Source organism: Caulobacter sp. GW821-FHT10E02, from assembly GCF_059415225.1.
On sequence record NZ_JBWKMV010000002.1, the window covers coordinates 415,816 to 432,385 of the forward strand.

Annotated in this window: 13 protein-coding genes; 5 read left to right on the plus strand and 8 right to left on the minus strand. The window is 68.5% G+C overall.

What is annotated here, in order from left to right; translation table 11 throughout:
- Positions 1 to 11 precede the first annotated feature (11 nt).
- The 3 genes from AC07NI_RS11705 to AC07NI_RS11715 form a co-directional block, all read right to left on the minus strand.
- On the minus strand, positions 12 to 1,421 hold the full coding sequence (locus tag AC07NI_RS11705) for an efflux transporter outer membrane subunit (protein WP_494618972.1): 1,410 nt from the start codon (positions 1,419 to 1,421) through the stop codon (positions 12 to 14).
- A complete protein-coding gene (locus tag AC07NI_RS11710; RefSeq protein ID WP_494618973.1) occupies positions 1,421 to 4,606 on the minus strand; it encodes an efflux RND transporter permease subunit in 3,186 nt (1,061 codons plus the stop codon). The genes AC07NI_RS11705 and AC07NI_RS11710 overlap by 1 nt, the downstream gene beginning before the upstream one ends.
- 149 nt (positions 4,607 to 4,755) lie before the next feature.
- Positions 4,756 to 5,937: an efflux RND transporter periplasmic adaptor subunit gene (locus AC07NI_RS11715; RefSeq protein ID WP_494618974.1), complete on the minus strand. Its 1,182-nt coding sequence runs from the start codon at positions 5,935 to 5,937 to the stop codon at positions 4,756 to 4,758.
- A gap of 415 nt (positions 5,938 to 6,352) precedes the next feature.
- On the opposite strand from AC07NI_RS11715, the gene AC07NI_RS11720 reads away from it, so the two are divergent.
- Entirely contained in the window at positions 6,353 to 7,000 is a 648-nt protein-coding gene (locus AC07NI_RS11720) for a TetR/AcrR family transcriptional regulator (RefSeq protein WP_494618975.1), read from the plus strand.
- Here AC07NI_RS11720 and AC07NI_RS11725 read toward each other — a convergent pair.
- Positions 6,997 to 7,743 carry a helix-turn-helix transcriptional regulator gene (locus AC07NI_RS11725; protein WP_494618976.1) on the minus strand — a complete coding sequence of 249 codons (747 nt, stop codon included), beginning with the start codon at positions 7,741 to 7,743 and terminating at the stop codon, positions 6,997 to 6,999. The genes AC07NI_RS11720 and AC07NI_RS11725 overlap by 4 nt on opposite strands.
- A 92-nt stretch (positions 7,744 to 7,835) precedes the next feature.
- On the opposite strand from AC07NI_RS11725, the gene AC07NI_RS11730 reads away from it, so the two are divergent.
- Together AC07NI_RS11730 and AC07NI_RS11735 are read left to right on the plus strand one after the other, a co-directional pair.
- A complete protein-coding gene (locus AC07NI_RS11730; RefSeq protein ID WP_494618977.1) occupies positions 7,836 to 9,020 on the plus strand; it encodes an acyl-CoA dehydrogenase family protein in 1,185 nt (394 codons plus the stop codon).
- A gap of 121 nt (positions 9,021 to 9,141) precedes the next feature.
- The gene (locus tag AC07NI_RS11735) at positions 9,142 to 11,571 is read left to right on the plus strand and encodes a TonB-dependent receptor (protein WP_494618978.1); all 2,430 of its coding nucleotides are present in this window, start codon (positions 9,142 to 9,144) and stop codon (positions 11,569 to 11,571) included.
- 56 nt (positions 11,572 to 11,627) lie between these two features.
- On the opposite strand, the gene modB is transcribed toward AC07NI_RS11735, so the two are convergent.
- Together modB and modA are read right to left on the minus strand one after the other, a co-directional pair.
- On the minus strand, positions 11,628 to 12,302 hold the full coding sequence (modB, locus tag AC07NI_RS11740; protein WP_494618979.1) for a molybdate ABC transporter permease subunit: 675 nt from the start codon (positions 12,300 to 12,302) through the stop codon (positions 11,628 to 11,630).
- A gap of 2 nt (positions 12,303 to 12,304) precedes the next feature.
- Entirely contained in the window at positions 12,305 to 13,054 is a 750-nt protein-coding gene (gene modA / locus AC07NI_RS11745; RefSeq protein ID WP_494618980.1) for a molybdate ABC transporter substrate-binding protein, read from the minus strand.
- Between the two features lie 57 nt (positions 13,055 to 13,111).
- Here modA and AC07NI_RS11750 point away from each other — a divergent pair, with 57 nt between their 5' ends.
- Entirely contained in the window at positions 13,112 to 13,882 is a 771-nt protein-coding gene (locus AC07NI_RS11750; protein ID WP_494618981.1) for a TOBE domain-containing protein, read from the plus strand.
- Here AC07NI_RS11750 and AC07NI_RS11755 read toward each other — a convergent pair.
- Positions 13,879 to 14,328, minus strand: coding sequence for a MarR family winged helix-turn-helix transcriptional regulator (locus AC07NI_RS11755; RefSeq protein ID WP_494618982.1), 450 nt, complete (start codon positions 14,326 to 14,328; stop codon positions 13,879 to 13,881). The two genes, AC07NI_RS11750 and AC07NI_RS11755, sit on opposite strands and share 4 nt — an antisense overlap.
- 101 nt (positions 14,329 to 14,429) lie before the next feature.
- Here AC07NI_RS11755 and AC07NI_RS11760 point away from each other — a divergent pair, with 101 nt between their 5' ends.
- On the plus strand, positions 14,430 to 15,857 hold the full coding sequence (locus AC07NI_RS11760) for an FAD-dependent oxidoreductase (RefSeq protein WP_494618983.1): 1,428 nt from the start codon (positions 14,430 to 14,432) through the stop codon (positions 15,855 to 15,857).
- Here the strand turns inward: AC07NI_RS11760 and mtgA are convergent.
- Positions 15,854 to 16,531 (minus strand): monofunctional biosynthetic peptidoglycan transglycosylase, encoded by a 678-nt coding sequence (gene mtgA, locus AC07NI_RS11765; RefSeq protein ID WP_494618984.1) that lies wholly within the window; start codon positions 16,529 to 16,531, stop codon positions 15,854 to 15,856. The two genes, AC07NI_RS11760 and mtgA, sit on opposite strands and share 4 nt — an antisense overlap.
- Positions 16,532 to 16,570 lie beyond the last annotated feature (39 nt).

Consider the following 16,570-nt stretch of genomic DNA (forward strand, 5'->3'; position numbering starts at 1 on the left):
TCACGATGGGCCTAAGCTTTCCAGCCGCCGCCCAGGGCCTTGTAGATGGCCACGACGTCGGTGTTCACCCCGGTCTCGGCGACGCTGAGGGCGTCTTCCGCGGCCAGCAGGGTGCGCTCGGCGTCCAGCAGGACGAGGAAGTCGATGCCGCCTTCCTTGTACTGGATGCGGGCCAGCTCGGCCGCGCGGCGCGAGGCGGCGGCCTGGTTGGTCAGGCTGACCAGCTGGGACTGCTGCTGGCGGTAGGAGACCAGGGCGTTCTCCAGATCCTCCAGCGCGCGCAGCACCGTCTGGTCGTAGTTGGCCAGGGCGGCGTCGTCGCGAGCCTTTGCTGCGCGGAGGCGGGCGTGGGCGCTGCCCAGGTCGAGAGCCGGCCAGCTGACGCTGGGGGCCACCGACCAGGCCTTGCTGGCCCCGTTGCCGAAGCCGGCCGAGGTCCCCGACAGGAAGCCGACGAAGCCGGTCACCGAGACGCGCGGGAAGAGGTCGGCCGTGGCCACCCCCACCTGAGCGGTCTGGGCGGCCAGCCGGCGCTCGGCCGCCTGCACGTCCGGACGACGGCGCAGCAGGTCGCCCGCGTCGCCGATCGGCAGGGCGGTGACCAGCGGCCGGGTGTCGGTCTCGCGCGGCACCAGGAGCGCATCAAGCGCGCCCGGCCGCTGAGCGGTCAGCACGGCCAGGCGGTAGTTGGCGCGCTTCTCGGCCGTGATCAGGCCCGGGATCGCCGCCTCGGTGGCGTTCAGGCGAGCCTGGGCGCTGGCGACGTCGATCGGGCTGCCGGCCCCGGCGTCGAACCGCACCTTGGTCAGGCGGACGGTCTCGCGCTGGGTCTCGAGATTGCGGTTGGCGACCTTCAGGCGGGCCTGGGCGCCGCGCAGTTCGAGGTAGTTGCGGGCCACCTCGGCCGCGACGGTAACCTGGGCGTCGCGCAGGTCGGCTTGCGCCGCCCCGGCTTCAGCGCCAGCCGCTTCCACGCCGCGACGGACGCGGCCGAACAGGTCGATCTCCCAACCGGCGTCGAAGCCGGCCTGGTAGCTCTGGTTCTCGACCCGGTCGGTGGTGAAGCCCGGCTGCTGCTGCTTGCTCTTGGTATAGGTCCCGTCAGCCGTGACGTGCGGCAGCAGGTCCAGCTTCTGTTCGGTGAACAGGGCGCGGGCCTCGCCGACCCGGGCGATCGCGATCTTGAGATCGAGGTTGCCCGAGAGGGCCTGTCCGACCAGCTGATCCAGCACCGGGTCGCCAAACGCCTTCCACCACTCCGCCTCGGGATTGGCGGCGGTGAAGACGGCCGGGTCGGCGTTCTGGAAGGCCGCCGGCGGGGTCGCCGGAACCTTGTAGTTCGGGCCCACCGCGCAGGCGGCGGCGGTCAGGGCGACGCCGGCGATCAGCGCGGCGCGCAGGGTGTGTTTAAGGACAAACATCAGTGAGCCTCCGCGGCCGGAGCCGCCGCAATCCGCGCCGCTTTGGCCGCGGCCCGACGGGCCGTGGTGCGACGGATGACGTAGTAGAAGATCGGCGTCAGGATCAGGCCGAACACGGTCACGCCCAGCATCCCCGAGAACACCGCCACGCCCATGGCGCGGCGCATCTCGGCCCCGGCCCCGTGCGACACCACCAGGGGGTAGACCCCCATGATGAAGGCGATCGAGGTCATCAGGATCGGACGCAGGCGCAGGCGGCAGGCCTCCAGGACCGCCTGGAGCGGGCTGTCGCCGTGCTCCTCGCGTTCCTTGGCGAACTCCACGATCAGGATGGCGTTCTTACACGCCAGCCCCACCAGCACGATCAGGCCGATCTGGGTGAAGATGTTGTTGTCGCCCTTGCTGATCCACACGCCGGCCAGGGCCGACAGCAGGGTCATCGGGACGATCAGGATCACGACCAGCGGCAGGCTCCAGCTTTCGTACTGCGCGACCAGCACCAGGAAGGCCAGGAGCACGCAGAGCGGGAAGATGAAGATCGCCGTGTTGCCCGCCAGGATCTGCTGGTAGGTCAGCTCGGTCCATTCGAAGCCCATGCCGTTAGGCAGTTCCTTCTTGGCGAGGTTCTCCAGCGCCGCCTGGGCCTGGCCGGTCGAGTAGCCCGGCGCCGGGCCGCCGTTGATCTCGGCGGTCAGCATGCCGTTGTAGTGGCTCTCGCGGTCGGGACCGGTCGTCTCGTGGAAGTTCACGAACGAACCCAGCGGGATCATCTGGCCCGAAGCATTCCGCGTCTGCAGGCGCAGCATCTGCTCCGGCTGCAGGCGGAAGTTCTGGTCGGCCTGCACGTTGACCTCGTAGGTTCGCCCGAAGCGGTTGAAGTCGTTGACGTACAGCGAGCCCAGATAGACCTGCATCGTCTCGAACAGGTCGGTCAGGGACACGCCCTGGGCCCGGGCCTTCTCACGATCGATGTCGGCCTGGATCTTCGGAACGCTCACTTGATAGCTGGAGAAGATGCCGGCCAGGGCAGGGTCCTGCCGCGCCTTGTCCATCAGGTTCTGGGTGGCCTTGTTCAGCTCGTCGGGGCCAAGGCCCGCCTTGTCGACGATCTGCATGCGGAAGCCGCCGATGGTGCCCAGGCCCTGGACGGACGGGGGCGGGAAGACGGCGATCTGGGCGTCGGGGATGGCGCCGAACTTCTGGTTCAGCTGGGCCACGATGGCGCCGGCCTGCTTGTCCTTGCTGCGACGGTCCTGGAAGTCGTCGAGCGGATAGAACACAGCGCCGGAGTTGGGGCTGTTGATCAGGCCGTTCACCGACAGGCCGGGGAAGGCCACCGAGTGCTTCACGCCGGGCACGCCCTTGGCGATCTCGCCCATCTGGTGGATCACCGCCTCCGTACGATCCAGCGAGGCGGCGTCGGGCAGCTGCACGACGGCGACCACATAGGCCTTGTCCTGCTGCGGCACGAAGCCGGTCGGGGTCTTGGAGAAGGCGAAGATCGTCAGGGCCAGCAGGATGCCATAGACGACCAGGCCCGCGGTGGAGCGGCCCAGGGTCTTGGCGACGCCGCCGACATAGCCGTTCGAGGCCTTGGCGAAGAAGCGGTTGAAGGGGTTGAACAGCCAGCCCAGGGCCGCGTCGATCAGCTTCTGGAAGCGGTCCTTCGGCGCGTCGTGGCTGCGCAGCAGGACGGCGGCCAGGGCCGGCGACAGGGTCAGGGAGTTGATGGCCGAGATCACCGTCGAGATGGCGATGGTCAGGGCGAACTGACGGTAGAACTGGCCCGACAGGCCGCTGATGAAGGCGGTGGGGATGAACACCGCGCAGAGGACGAGGGCCGTGGAGATGATCGGTCCGGTCACCTCGGTCATCGCCTTGCGGGTGGCGTCAGGCGGGGCCAGGCCCAGCGAGATGTTCCGCTCGACGTTCTCGACCACCACGATGGCGTCGTCGACGACGATGCCGATGGCCAAGACCAGGCCGAACAGGGTCAGGGCGTTGAGGCCGAAACCCAGCATCAGCATGATCGCGAAGGTGCCGATGAGGCTGACGGGCACGGCGATCAGCGGGATCACCGAGGCGCGCCAACCCTGCAGGAAGATCACCACCACGATGACGACCAGGATGATGGCCTCGATCAGGGTGTGGACCACCGAGTCGATGCTTTCCTGCACGAAGGCCGTGGTGTCGTAGATGATCTCGTAGTCGACGCCTTCGGGGAACTCCTTCTTGAGCTCCTTCATCGTCTTTTTGACGTTGGCGGCCATCTCCAGGGCGTTCGAACCCGGACGCTGGAAGATCGGCATGGCCACGGCGGGCTTGTTATCGAGCAAGCTGCGCAGGGCGTAGTTGTTGGCGCCCAGTTCGACCCGGGCCACGTCGCCGAGGCGCGTGATCTGGCCGTCTTCGCCCGAGCGGACGATGACATCGCGGAACTGCTCCTCGTCGGTCAGACGGCCGGGGGCGTTGATCGACAGCTGGAATTCGGCGCCGCTGCCTGCGTTAGGCGGAGCGCCCAGCTGGCCGGCGGCGACCTGGACGTTCTGTTCGCGCAGGGCGCGGACGACGTCACCGGCGGTCATCGACAGGGCGGCCAGCTTCTCGGGATCCAGCCAGACGCGCATCGAGTACGAGCCCGCGCCGAAGATCTGCACGTCGCCGACGCCGTCGATCCGCTTCAGGCGGTCGCGGACGTTCAGCTGCGCGTAGTTGCTCAGATAGAGCATGTCGTAGCGGTTGTTCGGCGAGATCATGTGCACGACCAGCGACAGGTCCGGAGAGGCCTTGTCGGTGGTCACGCCCACCCGCTGCACTTCCTGAGGAAGCTTGGGCAGGGCCTGGGCGACGCGGTTCTGGACCTGCACCTGGGCCTTATCCAGGTCGGTGCCCAGGGCGAAGGTCACGGTCAGGACCATGGCGCCGTCGGCGGCCGACTGGGACGACTGGTAGATCATGCCCTCGACGCCGTTGATCGCCTGCTCCAGCGGAGCGGCGACGGTCTGGCCGATGACGGCGGGGTTGGCGCCCGGATAGGCGGCGCGCACGACCACGGTCGGCGGCACGACTTCCGGATATTCGCTGATCGGCAGCTGGGGCAGAGACACCAGGCCGGCGATGAAGATGATGATCGAGAGCACGGCCGCGAAACGCGGTCGGTTCACGAAGAACTTTGAAAAGGACATGACGGTCGTTCCGGGGAGGAAGAGCGAAAACGGGTACGCGCGGGGTACAAGCGGCCCCTCCCCCGCCAAACGACGGACGACAGAAACCCCTGGGAACCCCGGAAAAAGACGCCCGGCTCAGTCACGCGAGCCGGGCGTTACGCTTGAACTTAGTTCTGGCCGGTGGACCGGACCGCCGCGATCTGGCGGCCGCCGACTTCCAGCTGGGACAGGTCGGCCAGGTCGGTCTTGACCTTGACCGGGGCGACGGTGTCGCCCGGCTTGACCTTCTGCAGGCCGCCGACGATCACCCGGTCGCCGGGCTTCAGGCCCGAGCGGATGATGCGCAGGTTGCCGGCCAGCGGGCCGATCTCGACCGGGCGGTACTCGGCCTTGTTGTTGCCGTTGACCACGACGACGAAGCGCTTGCCCAGGTCCGTGCCGATGGCGCGGTCGGGGGCCAGGGCGACGGTCTGGCTCTCGGCGCTGACCATGCGGATGCGGGCGAACAGGCCCGGGGTGAAGCGACCGTCGGCATTGGCGAAGATCGCCCGACCGTTGATCGTGCCGCTCTTGGCGTCCAGGGCGTTGTCGATGAAGGCCAGCTTGCCCTCATGCGGATAACCGTCCTCGGTCATCAGGCCCATATAGACCGGGCTGCCCTTGCCGCGTTCGGCGGCGGCGTACTTCAGGAAGGTCTGCTCGTCGGCGTTGAACTCGGCGTAGATCGGGGTGTCGGACACCACGGTCGTGAGCAAGGACGCCTGGGTGACCAGGTTGCCGCGGGTGATGATGGTCTTGGAGATCCGGCCGTCGATCGGCGAGGTCACGCGGGTCCATTCCAGGTTCAGACGAGCGGTCTGATACGCGGCCTGCGAGGCGGCCAGGTTGGCCTGGGCGGCCTTCTCTTCAGCCGAGAGGCGATCGAATTCGCTCTGGGCCAGGGCGTTCTGCTCGATCAGGCGACGGCCGCGCTCGCGGTTGACCACCGCCAGGTCCAGCTGGGCCTTGGCGCGGGCCACCTCGGCCTGGGCGCGGTTGGCCTCGGCCTGGTAGGGGCGCGGGTCGATCTGGAAGAGCACCTGGCCCTTCGAGACGCGCGCGCCCTCGGTGAACTTGGCGCCGTCGACATAGCCCGAGACGCGCGGGCGGATCTCGACGGTGTCGATCGGCTCGAGGCGGCCGGTGAAGTCGTCCCACTGGCGGAGCGACTTGAAGGCGACGTCGGCGACGGTGACCTGGGTCGGCGGGGCGGCGGCGGGGGCTTCCTGCTTGGCTTGGGCCGAGCAGGCGGCCAGCACGGCCACCGCGGCCAGGCCGGCGAAGGAGGTGATGACGGGTTGGAGGCGCATGGGGGGAGGACCCTGAACGGAGAAACGGGGAGGAGGAGGCGTCGGGTCGGCTATTCCCAGACGGGCCGCCGGGCGGAGCGTCGGGTGGTCGACCAGGTGTCGCCCAAAGCGCGGACGGTCGGCCCATGAGAGAAGCGACCGAACCAGCGCCGATTGGGACCGGCCTGAGATTTAAATAGACCCATCAAACCCTTGCCTGGCTTGGCTTGGGCGGCGGCGTCGTAAACGTTTGTTTGCGGGGGCATTGGCGCGCGCTCCTTTTTTGGGGTCTAAGGGAGTAAATGTCGCAAGGGCTGTTACTTGACCCGGGCGACCGGAAAGACGATCTAGTGATGTGACGAGACCGTTCGGTATCATCGCCACGAGGCGAGAGATACTGACCGGTAACTCCCACGTCAAGGAGAGCACTGCCAAAATGGCGACGAGAAATTCTGGGGACGTTGTCGGGGGCGACACGGAAACCGCTGTGGGGGCTACCCCCGGAGCGCCCGTGTCCAAGCGTCCCGCGCGGGACCGGATCTTCGAGACCGCCCGCGAGCTGTTCTATCAGCACGGCATCCGCGCGGTCGGCGTCGAGACCATCGCGTCCGAGGCCGACGCCACCAAGATGACGCTGTATCGCAACTTCCCGTCCAAGGACGAGCTGGTCGCGGAGGTGCTGCGCGAGCAGGAGCGCGAGTACTGGGCCTGGTGGGAAAGCATCACCGCCTGCTGCTGCAGCGACCCGCGCGCCCAGCTGGAAGCGATTTTCGACGCCTTCGAGACCAAGGCCTGCAACGCCGACGTCCTGGGCTGCCCGCTGTCGAACGCCGCCATCGAGCTGCACGAGGAGACCCACCCGGCCCAGGTGGTCTCGGTCAACTACAAGAAAGAGCTGTACCGCCGGATCAACGCCCTGACCCGCGCCGCCGGCGCCAAGGACGACGACCTGGCCGACTCCCTGATGCTGCTGATGGAAGGCGCCTCGGGGGCGCGCGTGACGCTCGGCGCCGGCGGGCCGGTCAAGGCCGTGGCCCGGTCAGCCAAGGCGCTGATCAGGTTCCACCTGGACGGCTGTAACTAGAGCCCAGCCCCGATATAGCCCAGGCCCGCCGCACGGTGGATCGCCTGGGCTCTGCCGGCCACCCGTAGTTTCAGCGCCGCGTTCTGGACGTGGAATCGCACGGTCGGACCTGAAATCCCGATGATCTGGGCGATGTCGGCGTCGGTCTTGCCGGCCGCGGCCCATTTCAGGCACTGGACCTCGCGCTTGGTCAGCCGCACGGGCGGGGCGTCGTCGCCCAGGCCGTCGCGATAGGCGCAGACCAGCCGCAACGCCGCGCCATGCAGGTCATCCGATCGCACCGCATAGAGCGCCGGCAGGTCCGCGACCGGCTTGGACGAGGCCCAGACCACCGCTCCGATCACCCCGCCGGTCAGGTAGGTCGGCGCGATGATCGCGGCCTCGATGCCGAAGGCCTGAGCCGCCTCGCGCACCTCAATCGCCTCCAGCCGCGCCAGGGGCCGCCAGCTGGCGAACCGGCCCTCGTGATAGAAGAACGGCTCGGCCGAATAGCGCGCGGCCAGGATGAACGGAGCCCGCAGCGCGAAGGCCCGGTCGCGCCAGTAGCGCACCGCGTTGTCCAGCCACTCGAAGGTCGTCTCGGCCAGGGGCTTGCCGTCGGCGCCCAGCATCGGCTCGGGGCTGGAGATGTCGGCGCTGGCGGCCACGTAGGGCAGGCCGATCGCCGCGCCCAGGTCGCGCACCCGCTGCGCCAGGATCGTGACCCGCTTCAGGCGTTCGATATCGTCCGCCTTGCTGAGCATCGAGACCGCTTCCCCTATCGGTTCCGATAGCTTGCGCGCCGCCCCCGCCCCTTCGCAAGTTTCCCCGACGATGCTGGCGGAAGGAAACGCGGGTGGATCTGGAACTGTCGCCTGACGACCTGGCCTTCCGCGACGAGGTCCGCGCCTTCCTCGATACGAACCTGACGCCGCCGCTGCGCGAGGCCGGCGGGCGGATGACCTCCGTCTTCTGCGACAAGGTCCACAGCCTGGCCTGGCAGAAGATCCTGCACGCGAGAGGCTGGGCCGCCCCGACTTGGCCCGTCGAGTACGGCGGCCCCGGCTGGAGCGACATCCAGCGCCACGTGTTCTTCGCCGAGTGCGCCCGGGCCGGCGCCCCGAACCTGGCGCCGATGGGCCTGCGGATGGTGGCCCCGGCGATCATGGCGTTCGGCACGCCGGAGCAGAAGGCCCGCTACCTGCCGCGAATTCTCTCCGGCGAGGACTACTGGTGCCAGGGCTATTCCGAGCCGGGTTCGGGGTCCGATCTCGCCAGCCTGCAGATGCGCGCGGTCCCCGACGGCGACGACTACGTCCTCAACGGCTCGAAGATCTGGACCACCCACGCCCACTGGGCCAGCCACATGTTCTGCCTGGTCCGCACCTCGACGGAGGGCAAGCCGCAGGCGGGCATCACCTTCCTGCTGATCGCGATGGACCGACAGGGGATCAAGGTCGATCCGATCGTCACCCTGGCCGGCGAGCACGAGGTCAACCAGGTGTTCTTCGACGACGTCCGCACGCCCCAGGCCGACCGCCTCGGCGCGGAGAACCAGGGCTGGACCGTCGCCAAGCACCTGCTGGAATTCGAGCGCGGCGGCGGCTACGCGGCTGGACTGCACGCCGGGCTCGAACGGTTGCGGAGCATGGCGCAGGCCGAGGACCTCCTCGATGACCCCCACCATCGCCGCCGCCTGGCCGAGGCCGAGATCGGGGCCATGGCCATCGACATCACCGAGCGCCGGGTGCTCTCCGCCCTGGCCGCCGGCGGCAAGCCGGGCCCAGCCTCGTCGATCCTGAAGCTCCAGGGCTCCGAGCAGCTCCAGCGCCTGGACGAACTGGGCGTCGAGGCCCTGGCGACCTACATCGCCCCGCACCAGCCTAGTGCCCGAGAGGCTGGCTCGAACGAGACGCCCGTCGGACCGGAGCACGGCCTGACGACCATGGCCCGCTATCTCAACAACCGAGCGGCTTCGATCTACGGCGGCTCCAACGAGATCCAGCGCGACATCATCGCCAAGCTAGTGCTCGGCCTATAGCTGGGGGTTGTAACGGCGCCTCACCTATCGATTCCGATAGCTTGTTACGCGAGAGGCCCAACCGCACGCTCCCTTCAGAGCCAACGCCCAATGCAGGCGCGGCCAAAAGGGAGGTAATCGGATGCCAGGACCCACGCGCCTGACCCTGAGCGTGTCGGCGCTCGCCCTGTTGATGGCGGCCCCCGCCCTCGCCCAGACCACGCCGCAAAAGCCGGAAGACAGCCTGACGATCGACACCCTGGTGGTCACGGCCCAGCGCCGCGAGGAGACCGCCAACAGCATCGGCATGCCGATCCAGGCCTTCAGCGGGCAGGCCTTGCAGCAACTGCGGGTCACCGACCCCAAGGACCTCTCAAGCGTGGCCCCCAGCTTCACGGTGAGCCAGAGCTATCAGGGCGTGCCGACCTATACGCTGCGCGGCATCGGCTTCAACACCATCAACCTGTCGGCCACCTCGACCGTCGGCACCTACTGGGACGAGGTCGCCTACGCCTATCCGTTCATGAACACCGGCCCGATCTTCGACCTGGAGCGGGTCGAGGTGCTGAAAGGCCCGCAAGGCACGCTCTATGGCCGCAACACCACCGCCGGCCTGATCGACTTCGTGACCAACAAGCCGACCCAGGAGTTCGAGGGCTCCCTCACGGCGGAAGTCGGAAACTACAAGACCCACAATTTCGAGGGCATGGTCAGCGGCGCCCTGGGCGAGCGCGTCCAGGGCCGCCTGGCCTTCCGCACCGAGGACAGCGACAAGGGCTGGCAGGTCAGCAACACCCGCGGCGAGCGCCTGGGCGAGAACCATCGCGACGGCTGGCGCGCCTCGCTGGCCTTCCAGCCAACCGACAAGGTCGACATCGACCTCTCCTATTCCGGCTGGCGCAACAAGTCCGACACCGTGGCCGCGCAAGGCATCGGCTTCACGCCCGCCACCGCCGCCAGCCCGTTCAACGCGCCCGGTCTCGTCAGCTACATCGCCGCCAACAAGCCGACCAAGGCCAGCCAGGCCGACTGGGCGCCGCTGTCGGTGCGCGGGGCCGATGCGGGGGCCGGGGTCGGCATCCGTGACCCCTACCGCGAGGACGACAAGTTCGACGCCGGCAAGCTGCGCATCGCCTGGGACGTCGCCGACCACGTCACGCTCGTTTCGCTGACCAGCTACAACAAGCTGACCCGCGACGCTGTCTTCGACTGGAGCGGCGCGCCCTACGAGATCCTGATCCAGAAAGCCCATGGCGAGATCGAGTCGACCGCCGAGGAGCTCCATCTGGAAGGCGTCACCGACAAGGGCTCGTGGCTGGTCGGGGGCTATGTCGCCCACGACAAGATCCTGGACATGAACCGCACCCTGCTGGGCCAGAACGCCAATGTCGGCACGATCCGCTATGTCGGCTCGACCCTGCTGGCCACGCCGTTCAACAGCTTCGGCTACACCGCCCTGCAGATGAGCCAGGCGTTCCGCACCTATGAGGACGTCGGCAATATCGAGACCGACACCTGGAGCCTGTTCGCCAATGTCGACCGCAAGCTGACCGACGCCCTGAAGCTGACCCTGGGCATCCGCTACAGCCAGGACAAACAGGACTATGTCGGCTGCTCGCGCGACTACAACGGCTCGATGCTGGTCAACGTCAATGTCGTCAACCGAGCCCTATTCGCCGGGGCCTACGGCCTGGTGGCGCCGATCACGACCAACGGCTGCAACACCTTCGACCCGGCGACCAAGAGCTTCGGCCTCGTGAAGTCCAAGCTGGACGAGGACAACCTGGCCTGGCGCGTGGCGCTGGACTGGACGGCGTCGGAGAACGTGCTGGTCTACGGCTCGATCTCGCGCGGGGCCAAGGCCGGGGCGACCCCGATCAACGCCGCCAACATCGCCACCCAGAACGCCCCGGCGACGCAGGAAATGCTGACCGCCTACGAGGTGGGGGTGAAGGCTGGCCTGTTCGACCGCCGGGTCCAGGCCAACCTGTCGGCCTTCTATTACGACTACCAGGACAAGCAGCTGTCGGTCTATTTCGCCGACCCGATCTATACGGCCCTGGCGCGGCTGGCCAACGTGCCCAAGGCCGAGGCCCACGGCCTGGACGGCGACATCACCTGGCGGGCCAGCCGGGCCCTGACCTTCATCGCCTCGGCCACGCTGCTGCACACCGAGGTGAAGGGCTATACCGGCATCAACGCCGCCGGCCAGGCCCAGAGCTTCGACGGCGCGCCGTTCCTCTACAGCCCCAAGTTCCAGGGCGGTCTGACCGCCCTCTTCCACCAGCCGATCGGGGGTGGGCTGGAGCTGAACGCGGCCCTGAACGGCCGCTACCAGTCCAAGTCGCAGGCCGATCTCGACGGCAATCCGCTGTTCGTGATCGACAGCTACGGCCTGCTCAACGCCAGCCTCGGCATCGGCGACCCGGACAAGGGCTGGGACCTGTCGATCTGGGGCCGCAACATCACCGACGAATATTACTGGAGCGCGGTGAGCAGCAACGCCAACGTCGTCGTCCGCTTCCCGGGCAAGCCGACGACCTGGGGGGCGTCGCTGAACTGGAAGTTCTGAGTTCTTTCCCGATCTCGGTCACTGGAGCGCGGCGTCCCCACGTCGCGCTCTTCTTTTTACGTCCGCGTGCGCAGCAGGATCTTCGACCGGGCCTCAAGCCCCAGCAGGGTGAACAGCACCACGAACGCGAAGGCCAGCAGCAGCAGCGACAGGCGATGCGCCTCGCCCCACTCCAGTCCCTCGACCAGGCGGAAGATCTCGGTCGACAGCACCGTGGTCTCGCCGGGGATATTGCCGCCCAGCATCATCACCACCCCGAACTCGCCGACCGTATGGGCGAAGACCAGGATCGCGGCGGCGACATAGCCCGGGATCGACAGCGGCAGGGCCACCCGCCAGAAGCGCTGCCACGGCGTAGCGCCCAGGGTGGCGGCGGCCTCCAGCGGCTCGTCGCCAACGGCCAGGAAGGCGTTGCGCAGCGGCTGCACCGCGAACGGCAGCGAATAGATCAGCGAGCCGATGACCAGGCCCTCGAAGGTGAAGGCCAGGGTCCGGATGCCGAACGGCTGGAACAGCAGCATCAGCGGGCTCTTCGGCCCCAGGGCGATCAGCAGGTAGAAGCCCAGCACCGTCGGCGGCAGCACGATCGGCAGGGCCACCAGGGCCGTCACCGGCGTGCGCAGGGGCGAGCGCCCGCGCGCCAGCCACCAGGACAGCGGCGTGGCCAGGGCCAGCAGCAGGATCGTGGTGATCCCCGCCAGCTTGCCCGTCAGCCACAGAACCTCGGTCACGATCAGCGGACCTCGTAGCCGTAGCGCTTGATGATCGCCTTGGCGTCGGAGCTCTTCAGGAACTTCAGGAAGGCCTTGGCCGCCTCGCTGTTCTCGCCGGTCTTCAGCAACACCGCCTGCTGGTCGATCGGTGTGTGGTTGGCGGCCGGCACGACCCAGCGCGAGCCGCCCTGCTCGGTGATCACCTGCGACAGGGCCACGAAGCCCAGCTCGGCCGCGCCGGTCTGGACGTACTGGAAGGCCTGGGTGATCGACGTGCCCTGCACGATCTTCGGCTTCAGCGTGTCGTAGAGCTTGAGCTTGGTCAGGGTCTCGACCGCCGCCTGGCCGTAGGGCGCGGCCTTGGGGTCGGCGATCGACAGCTTCTCGAACTTGCCGGTCTTCAGGACAGCCCCCTTGCCGTCCACCAGGCCCGGCGTCTTGCTGTAGAGCACCAGGCGGCCGGTGGCGTAGGTGAAGCGCGAACCCGGGACCGCCAGGCCCTCGGCCTCGGCCTTCTGCGGGCGCTCGACGTCGGCCGCCAGGAACACCTCGAACGGCGCGCCGTTGGCGATCTGGGTGTAGAACTGGCCTGAGGAGCCGAAGCTCAACGTCGCGTCATGGCCGGTCTTGGCCTTGAACTTGGCGGCGATCTCCTTGGCGGCCTCGGTGAAGTTGGCGGCCACCGCCACCTTGGTCTCGCCGGCGAAGGCGGTTCCGCCCAGGGTCAGCGACAGAAGCGCGGCGATCAGCATCGGACGGCGGGCGATCATCTGATAATCCTATCAAGGCGCTGCGGTTATGTAGCCCTCGTACATAACGGTGAAACAGTGGCTCGCGAAGACGATTTCAGCGCCTCCCTGATCCTGAAGCGTGGCGGCCTAGCCCGGGTGGGGCTGGAGCGCATCGTCCTGCTGGAAGCCGTCGCGGCCCTGGGCTCGATCAGCGCCGCCGCCAAGCAGGTCGGGCTCTCGTACAAAGGCGCCTGGGACGGGGTGCAGGCGCTGAACAACCTGTTCGACGCGCCCCTGGTCAGCGCCGCGCCGGGCGGCAAGTCTGGCGGGACCGCCGAGGTCACCCCGCGCGGCCAAGCGGTGATCCGCGCCTTCCGCGCCGCAGAACGGGAGGTCGGGACGGCCTTCGCGCGGCTGGAGGCGGACCTGTCGGGCGACGCCGAACTGCTCTGGAGTCTCGGCCTGCGCACCAGCGCCCGCAACGCCCTGCGCGGCGTGGTGACGGCGGTCGAGGGCGATGGCGTCACGGCGACCGTGACCCTGTCGCTGGCCGAGGACCTCGTCCTCCGCGCCTCGATCACCCAACGCAGCGTCGAGGACCTGGGCCTCGCGCCCGGCCGCGCGGCCATCGCGCTGATCAAGTCCAGCTTCGTCCGGATCGGCGAAGGGGACGGGAACAACCGCCTGCCGGGCGAGATCGTCGATCGCGAGGCGGGCGAGACCTCGGCCGAGGTGACCATCGCGCTCTCGGCGGGGAAGTCGCTGGTGGCGACGCTGAGGCCGGAAGACGCTGCGTGGGCGCTGGCGGTCGGAGCGCGGGTGGAGGCCCACATCGCCGCCGCCGACATCATCCTGGCCGTCGACTAGCCCTTCAGCGCCGCGTTCGCCCCGTCGACGAACTTACGCAGCAGCCGGCCCAGGTCCTTCAGTTCTTGGTCGCTCCAGTCGGCCATCATCGGGCCCACCAGCCGCTGACGCGCCGCGTCCAGACGGTCGACCAGTTCCTGCCCCTTCTCCGTCACCGCCGCCTCGCGGACGCGCTTGTCGGTCGCGCCGGGGCGGCGTTCGACCAGGCCCAGGCTCTCCAGCTTGGCGACCTGGCGGCTGACCACCGAGTGGTCGCGGCCGGCGAGGTCGGCCAACTCGACCACGCCGATCGGCCCCTTCTTGCCGATCCGCCCCAGCAGCGGGAACAGGGCCCGGTCCAGCGACACGCCGGCCTCGCGCAACAGCAGGTCGTCAGCCTGGGGCCGGTTCAGGAAGCCGGCGAGGTCCATCATCGCCGAGTGGATGTCGCGAAGTTCGGATTTCATCCGTGCATTTTGCACGTTTTTCGTTGACGCAGTCCAGCCCTGGATTTATGTGCCTTTTGCACGTGATTTATGTGCATCTTGCACACGAAAGGATTTCCGAGATGACCCTCATCACCGACGTGCTGATCGCCGGCGCCGGGCCCGCCGGCCTGACCCTGGCCATCGACCTGGCCCGCCGGGGCGTGGCCTTCCGGCTGATCGACAAGTCCCCGCAAGCGTTCCAGGGCTCGCGCGGCAAGGGCATCCAGCCGCGCAGCCTGGAGGTGTTCGAGGACCTCGGCGTGCTCACGCAAATGCTGGCCACCGGCGGCCCCTATCCGCCGGTGCGCAACTACGCCCCGGACGGCAGTTTCGAGGAGACGGCGATCGGCGAAGGCGCAACGCCCTCCCCCGCCGAGCCCTACGCCGCGCCGCTGATGCTGCCGCAGTTCCTGACCGAGACCATCCTGCGCCAGCGCCTGGCTGACCTGGGCCACACGCCCGAATACGCCGCCGAACTGGCCAGGATCGAGCAGGACGCCGAGGGTGTCACCGCGACCCTGGCTGACGGCCGGACCATCCGCACCCGCTGGCTGGTCGGGGCCGACGGCGGCCGCAGCTTCGTGCGCCACGCGCTGGACATCGGCTTCCCGGGCAAGACCATGCCCGGCCAGGCCATGGTCGCCGACACCAAGCTGACCGGCCTGTCGCGCGACGCCTGGCACGTGTTCGGGACCCGCGAGACGGCCCAGGTGTCGTTCTGCCCGCTGGCCGGGACCGACATGGTCCAGATCCAGGGTCACGCGCCGAAGGACGGCGAGGCGGGCCTGACCGTCGAGGGCCTCAACGCCTTGATCCGTGAACGGACGGGTCGCGACGACATCGTCGTCCAGGAGGTGTTCTGGGCCTCGGTCTACGGCCTCAACGCCCGCCTGGCCGACCGCTACCGGGTCGGGCGCGTGCTGCTGGCCGGCGACGCGGCCCACATCCATCCCCCGACCGGCGGCCAGGGCCTAAACACCAGCATCCAGGACGCCTACAACCTCGGCTGGAAGCTGGCCGCCGTGCTGGCCGGCGCGCCGGAAAGCCTGATCGATACCTATGAGGCCGAGCGTCGCCCGATCGCCGCCGGCGTGCTGGGCCTCTCCACAGACCTGCTGGCCAAGGCCATGACCCGCCAGGGCATGAAGCGCGGCCGCGAGGCCCGGCAACTGGACCTCGGCTACGAAGGCTCAGTGCTATCGCTGGACCTCGGCGTCGAGGCCAAGGTGGCGCCGGGCGACCGCGCCCCGGACGCCCCGTGCCAAGGTCGGCGCGTATTCGAGGTGCTGGCCGGCCCGCACTGGACGCTCCTGGGCAAGAGCACCATCGCGCCGCGCCCAGGCCTTGTCGTCGCCGACCTGACGGACACGGACGGTTGGTTCGCAGACGCCTACGGCCTGCCGCCCGGCGGCTTCGTGCTGGTCCGCCCGGACGGCTACATCGCCACGGTCGGCCAGGCGGGCGATGAGGCGGCGGTCGAGGCCTACCTAACCCAGGTCGGTGTCTAGCCCACGCACTCGGCCAGGCCGGTGCGGCGCACCGTCCCCGAGGCCTTGCCGATCTTCTGGGTGCGCTTGGCCACGTACTTGCCCGGCTTGATCACCCGCCACTTCAGCGGGCTGGGCAGGATGGCGGCCAGGCGCGAGGCCTGGGCCTGGGTCAGCTTGTCGGCGTCGACCCCGAAATAGCGCTGCGAGGCGGCCTGGGCGCCATAGATGCCCGAGCCGAACTCGATGGAGTTCAGATAGACCTCCATGATCCGCTCCTTGCCCCACAAGAGCTCGATCAGCACCGTGAACCAGGCCTCCAGGCCCTTGCGGACGTAGGAGCGCCCCGGCCACAGGAAGACGTTCTTGGCCGTCTGCTGACTGATGGTCGAGCCGCCGCGGATCTTCTTGCCGGCCTCGTTGTTGGCATAGGCCTTCTGCAGGGCGTTGAAGTCGAAGCCGTGGTGTTCGCAGAACCGGGCGTCCTCGGCGGCGATCAGGGCGCGCGGCAGGGCCGGCGCGACCTTGTCGATCGGCTTCCAGCGGTGGTCCAGGCCCCGGCCCTCGACGGCGCGGATGACCATCAGCGGCGTCACCGGCGGCGGGATGAAGCGATAGAGAATCACCGTCACCACCGGCCCGGCCACCAGCACGATGAACAGAGCCAGCGCGATATTCCGCAGAAGCCGCCGCACGTACGCTCACCCCTTGTCTTGACCTTGCGGACGGATGCT

Excerpts from the sequence above, each read along its gene's own strand:
- AC07NI_RS11760 (WP_494618983.1), top strand. The coding sequence starts at position 14,430 with ATGACCCTCATCACCGACGTGCTGATCGCCGGCGCCGGGCCCGCCGGC.
- modA (WP_494618980.1), bottom strand. The coding sequence starts at position 13,054 with ATGATCGCCCGCCGTCCGATGCTGATCGCCGCGCTTCTGTCGCTGACC.
- AC07NI_RS11755 (WP_494618982.1), bottom strand. The coding sequence starts at position 14,328 with ATGAAATCCGAACTTCGCGACATCCACTCGGCGATGATGGACCTCGCC.
- AC07NI_RS11715 (WP_494618974.1), bottom strand. The coding sequence starts at position 5,937 with ATGCGCCTCCAACCCGTCATCACCTCCTTCGCCGGCCTGGCCGCGGTG.
- AC07NI_RS11705 (WP_494618972.1), bottom strand. The coding sequence starts at position 1,421 with ATGTTTGTCCTTAAACACACCCTGCGCGCCGCGCTGATCGCCGGCGTC.
- AC07NI_RS11710 (WP_494618973.1), bottom strand. The coding sequence starts at position 4,606 with ATGTCCTTTTCAAAGTTCTTCGTGAACCGACCGCGTTTCGCGGCCGTG.
- AC07NI_RS11725 (WP_494618976.1), bottom strand. The coding sequence starts at position 7,743 with ATGCTCAGCAAGGCGGACGATATCGAACGCCTGAAGCGGGTCACGATC.
- AC07NI_RS11720 (WP_494618975.1), top strand. The coding sequence starts at position 6,353 with ATGGCGACGAGAAATTCTGGGGACGTTGTCGGGGGCGACACGGAAACC.
- AC07NI_RS11735 (WP_494618978.1), top strand. The coding sequence starts at position 9,142 with ATGCCAGGACCCACGCGCCTGACCCTGAGCGTGTCGGCGCTCGCCCTG.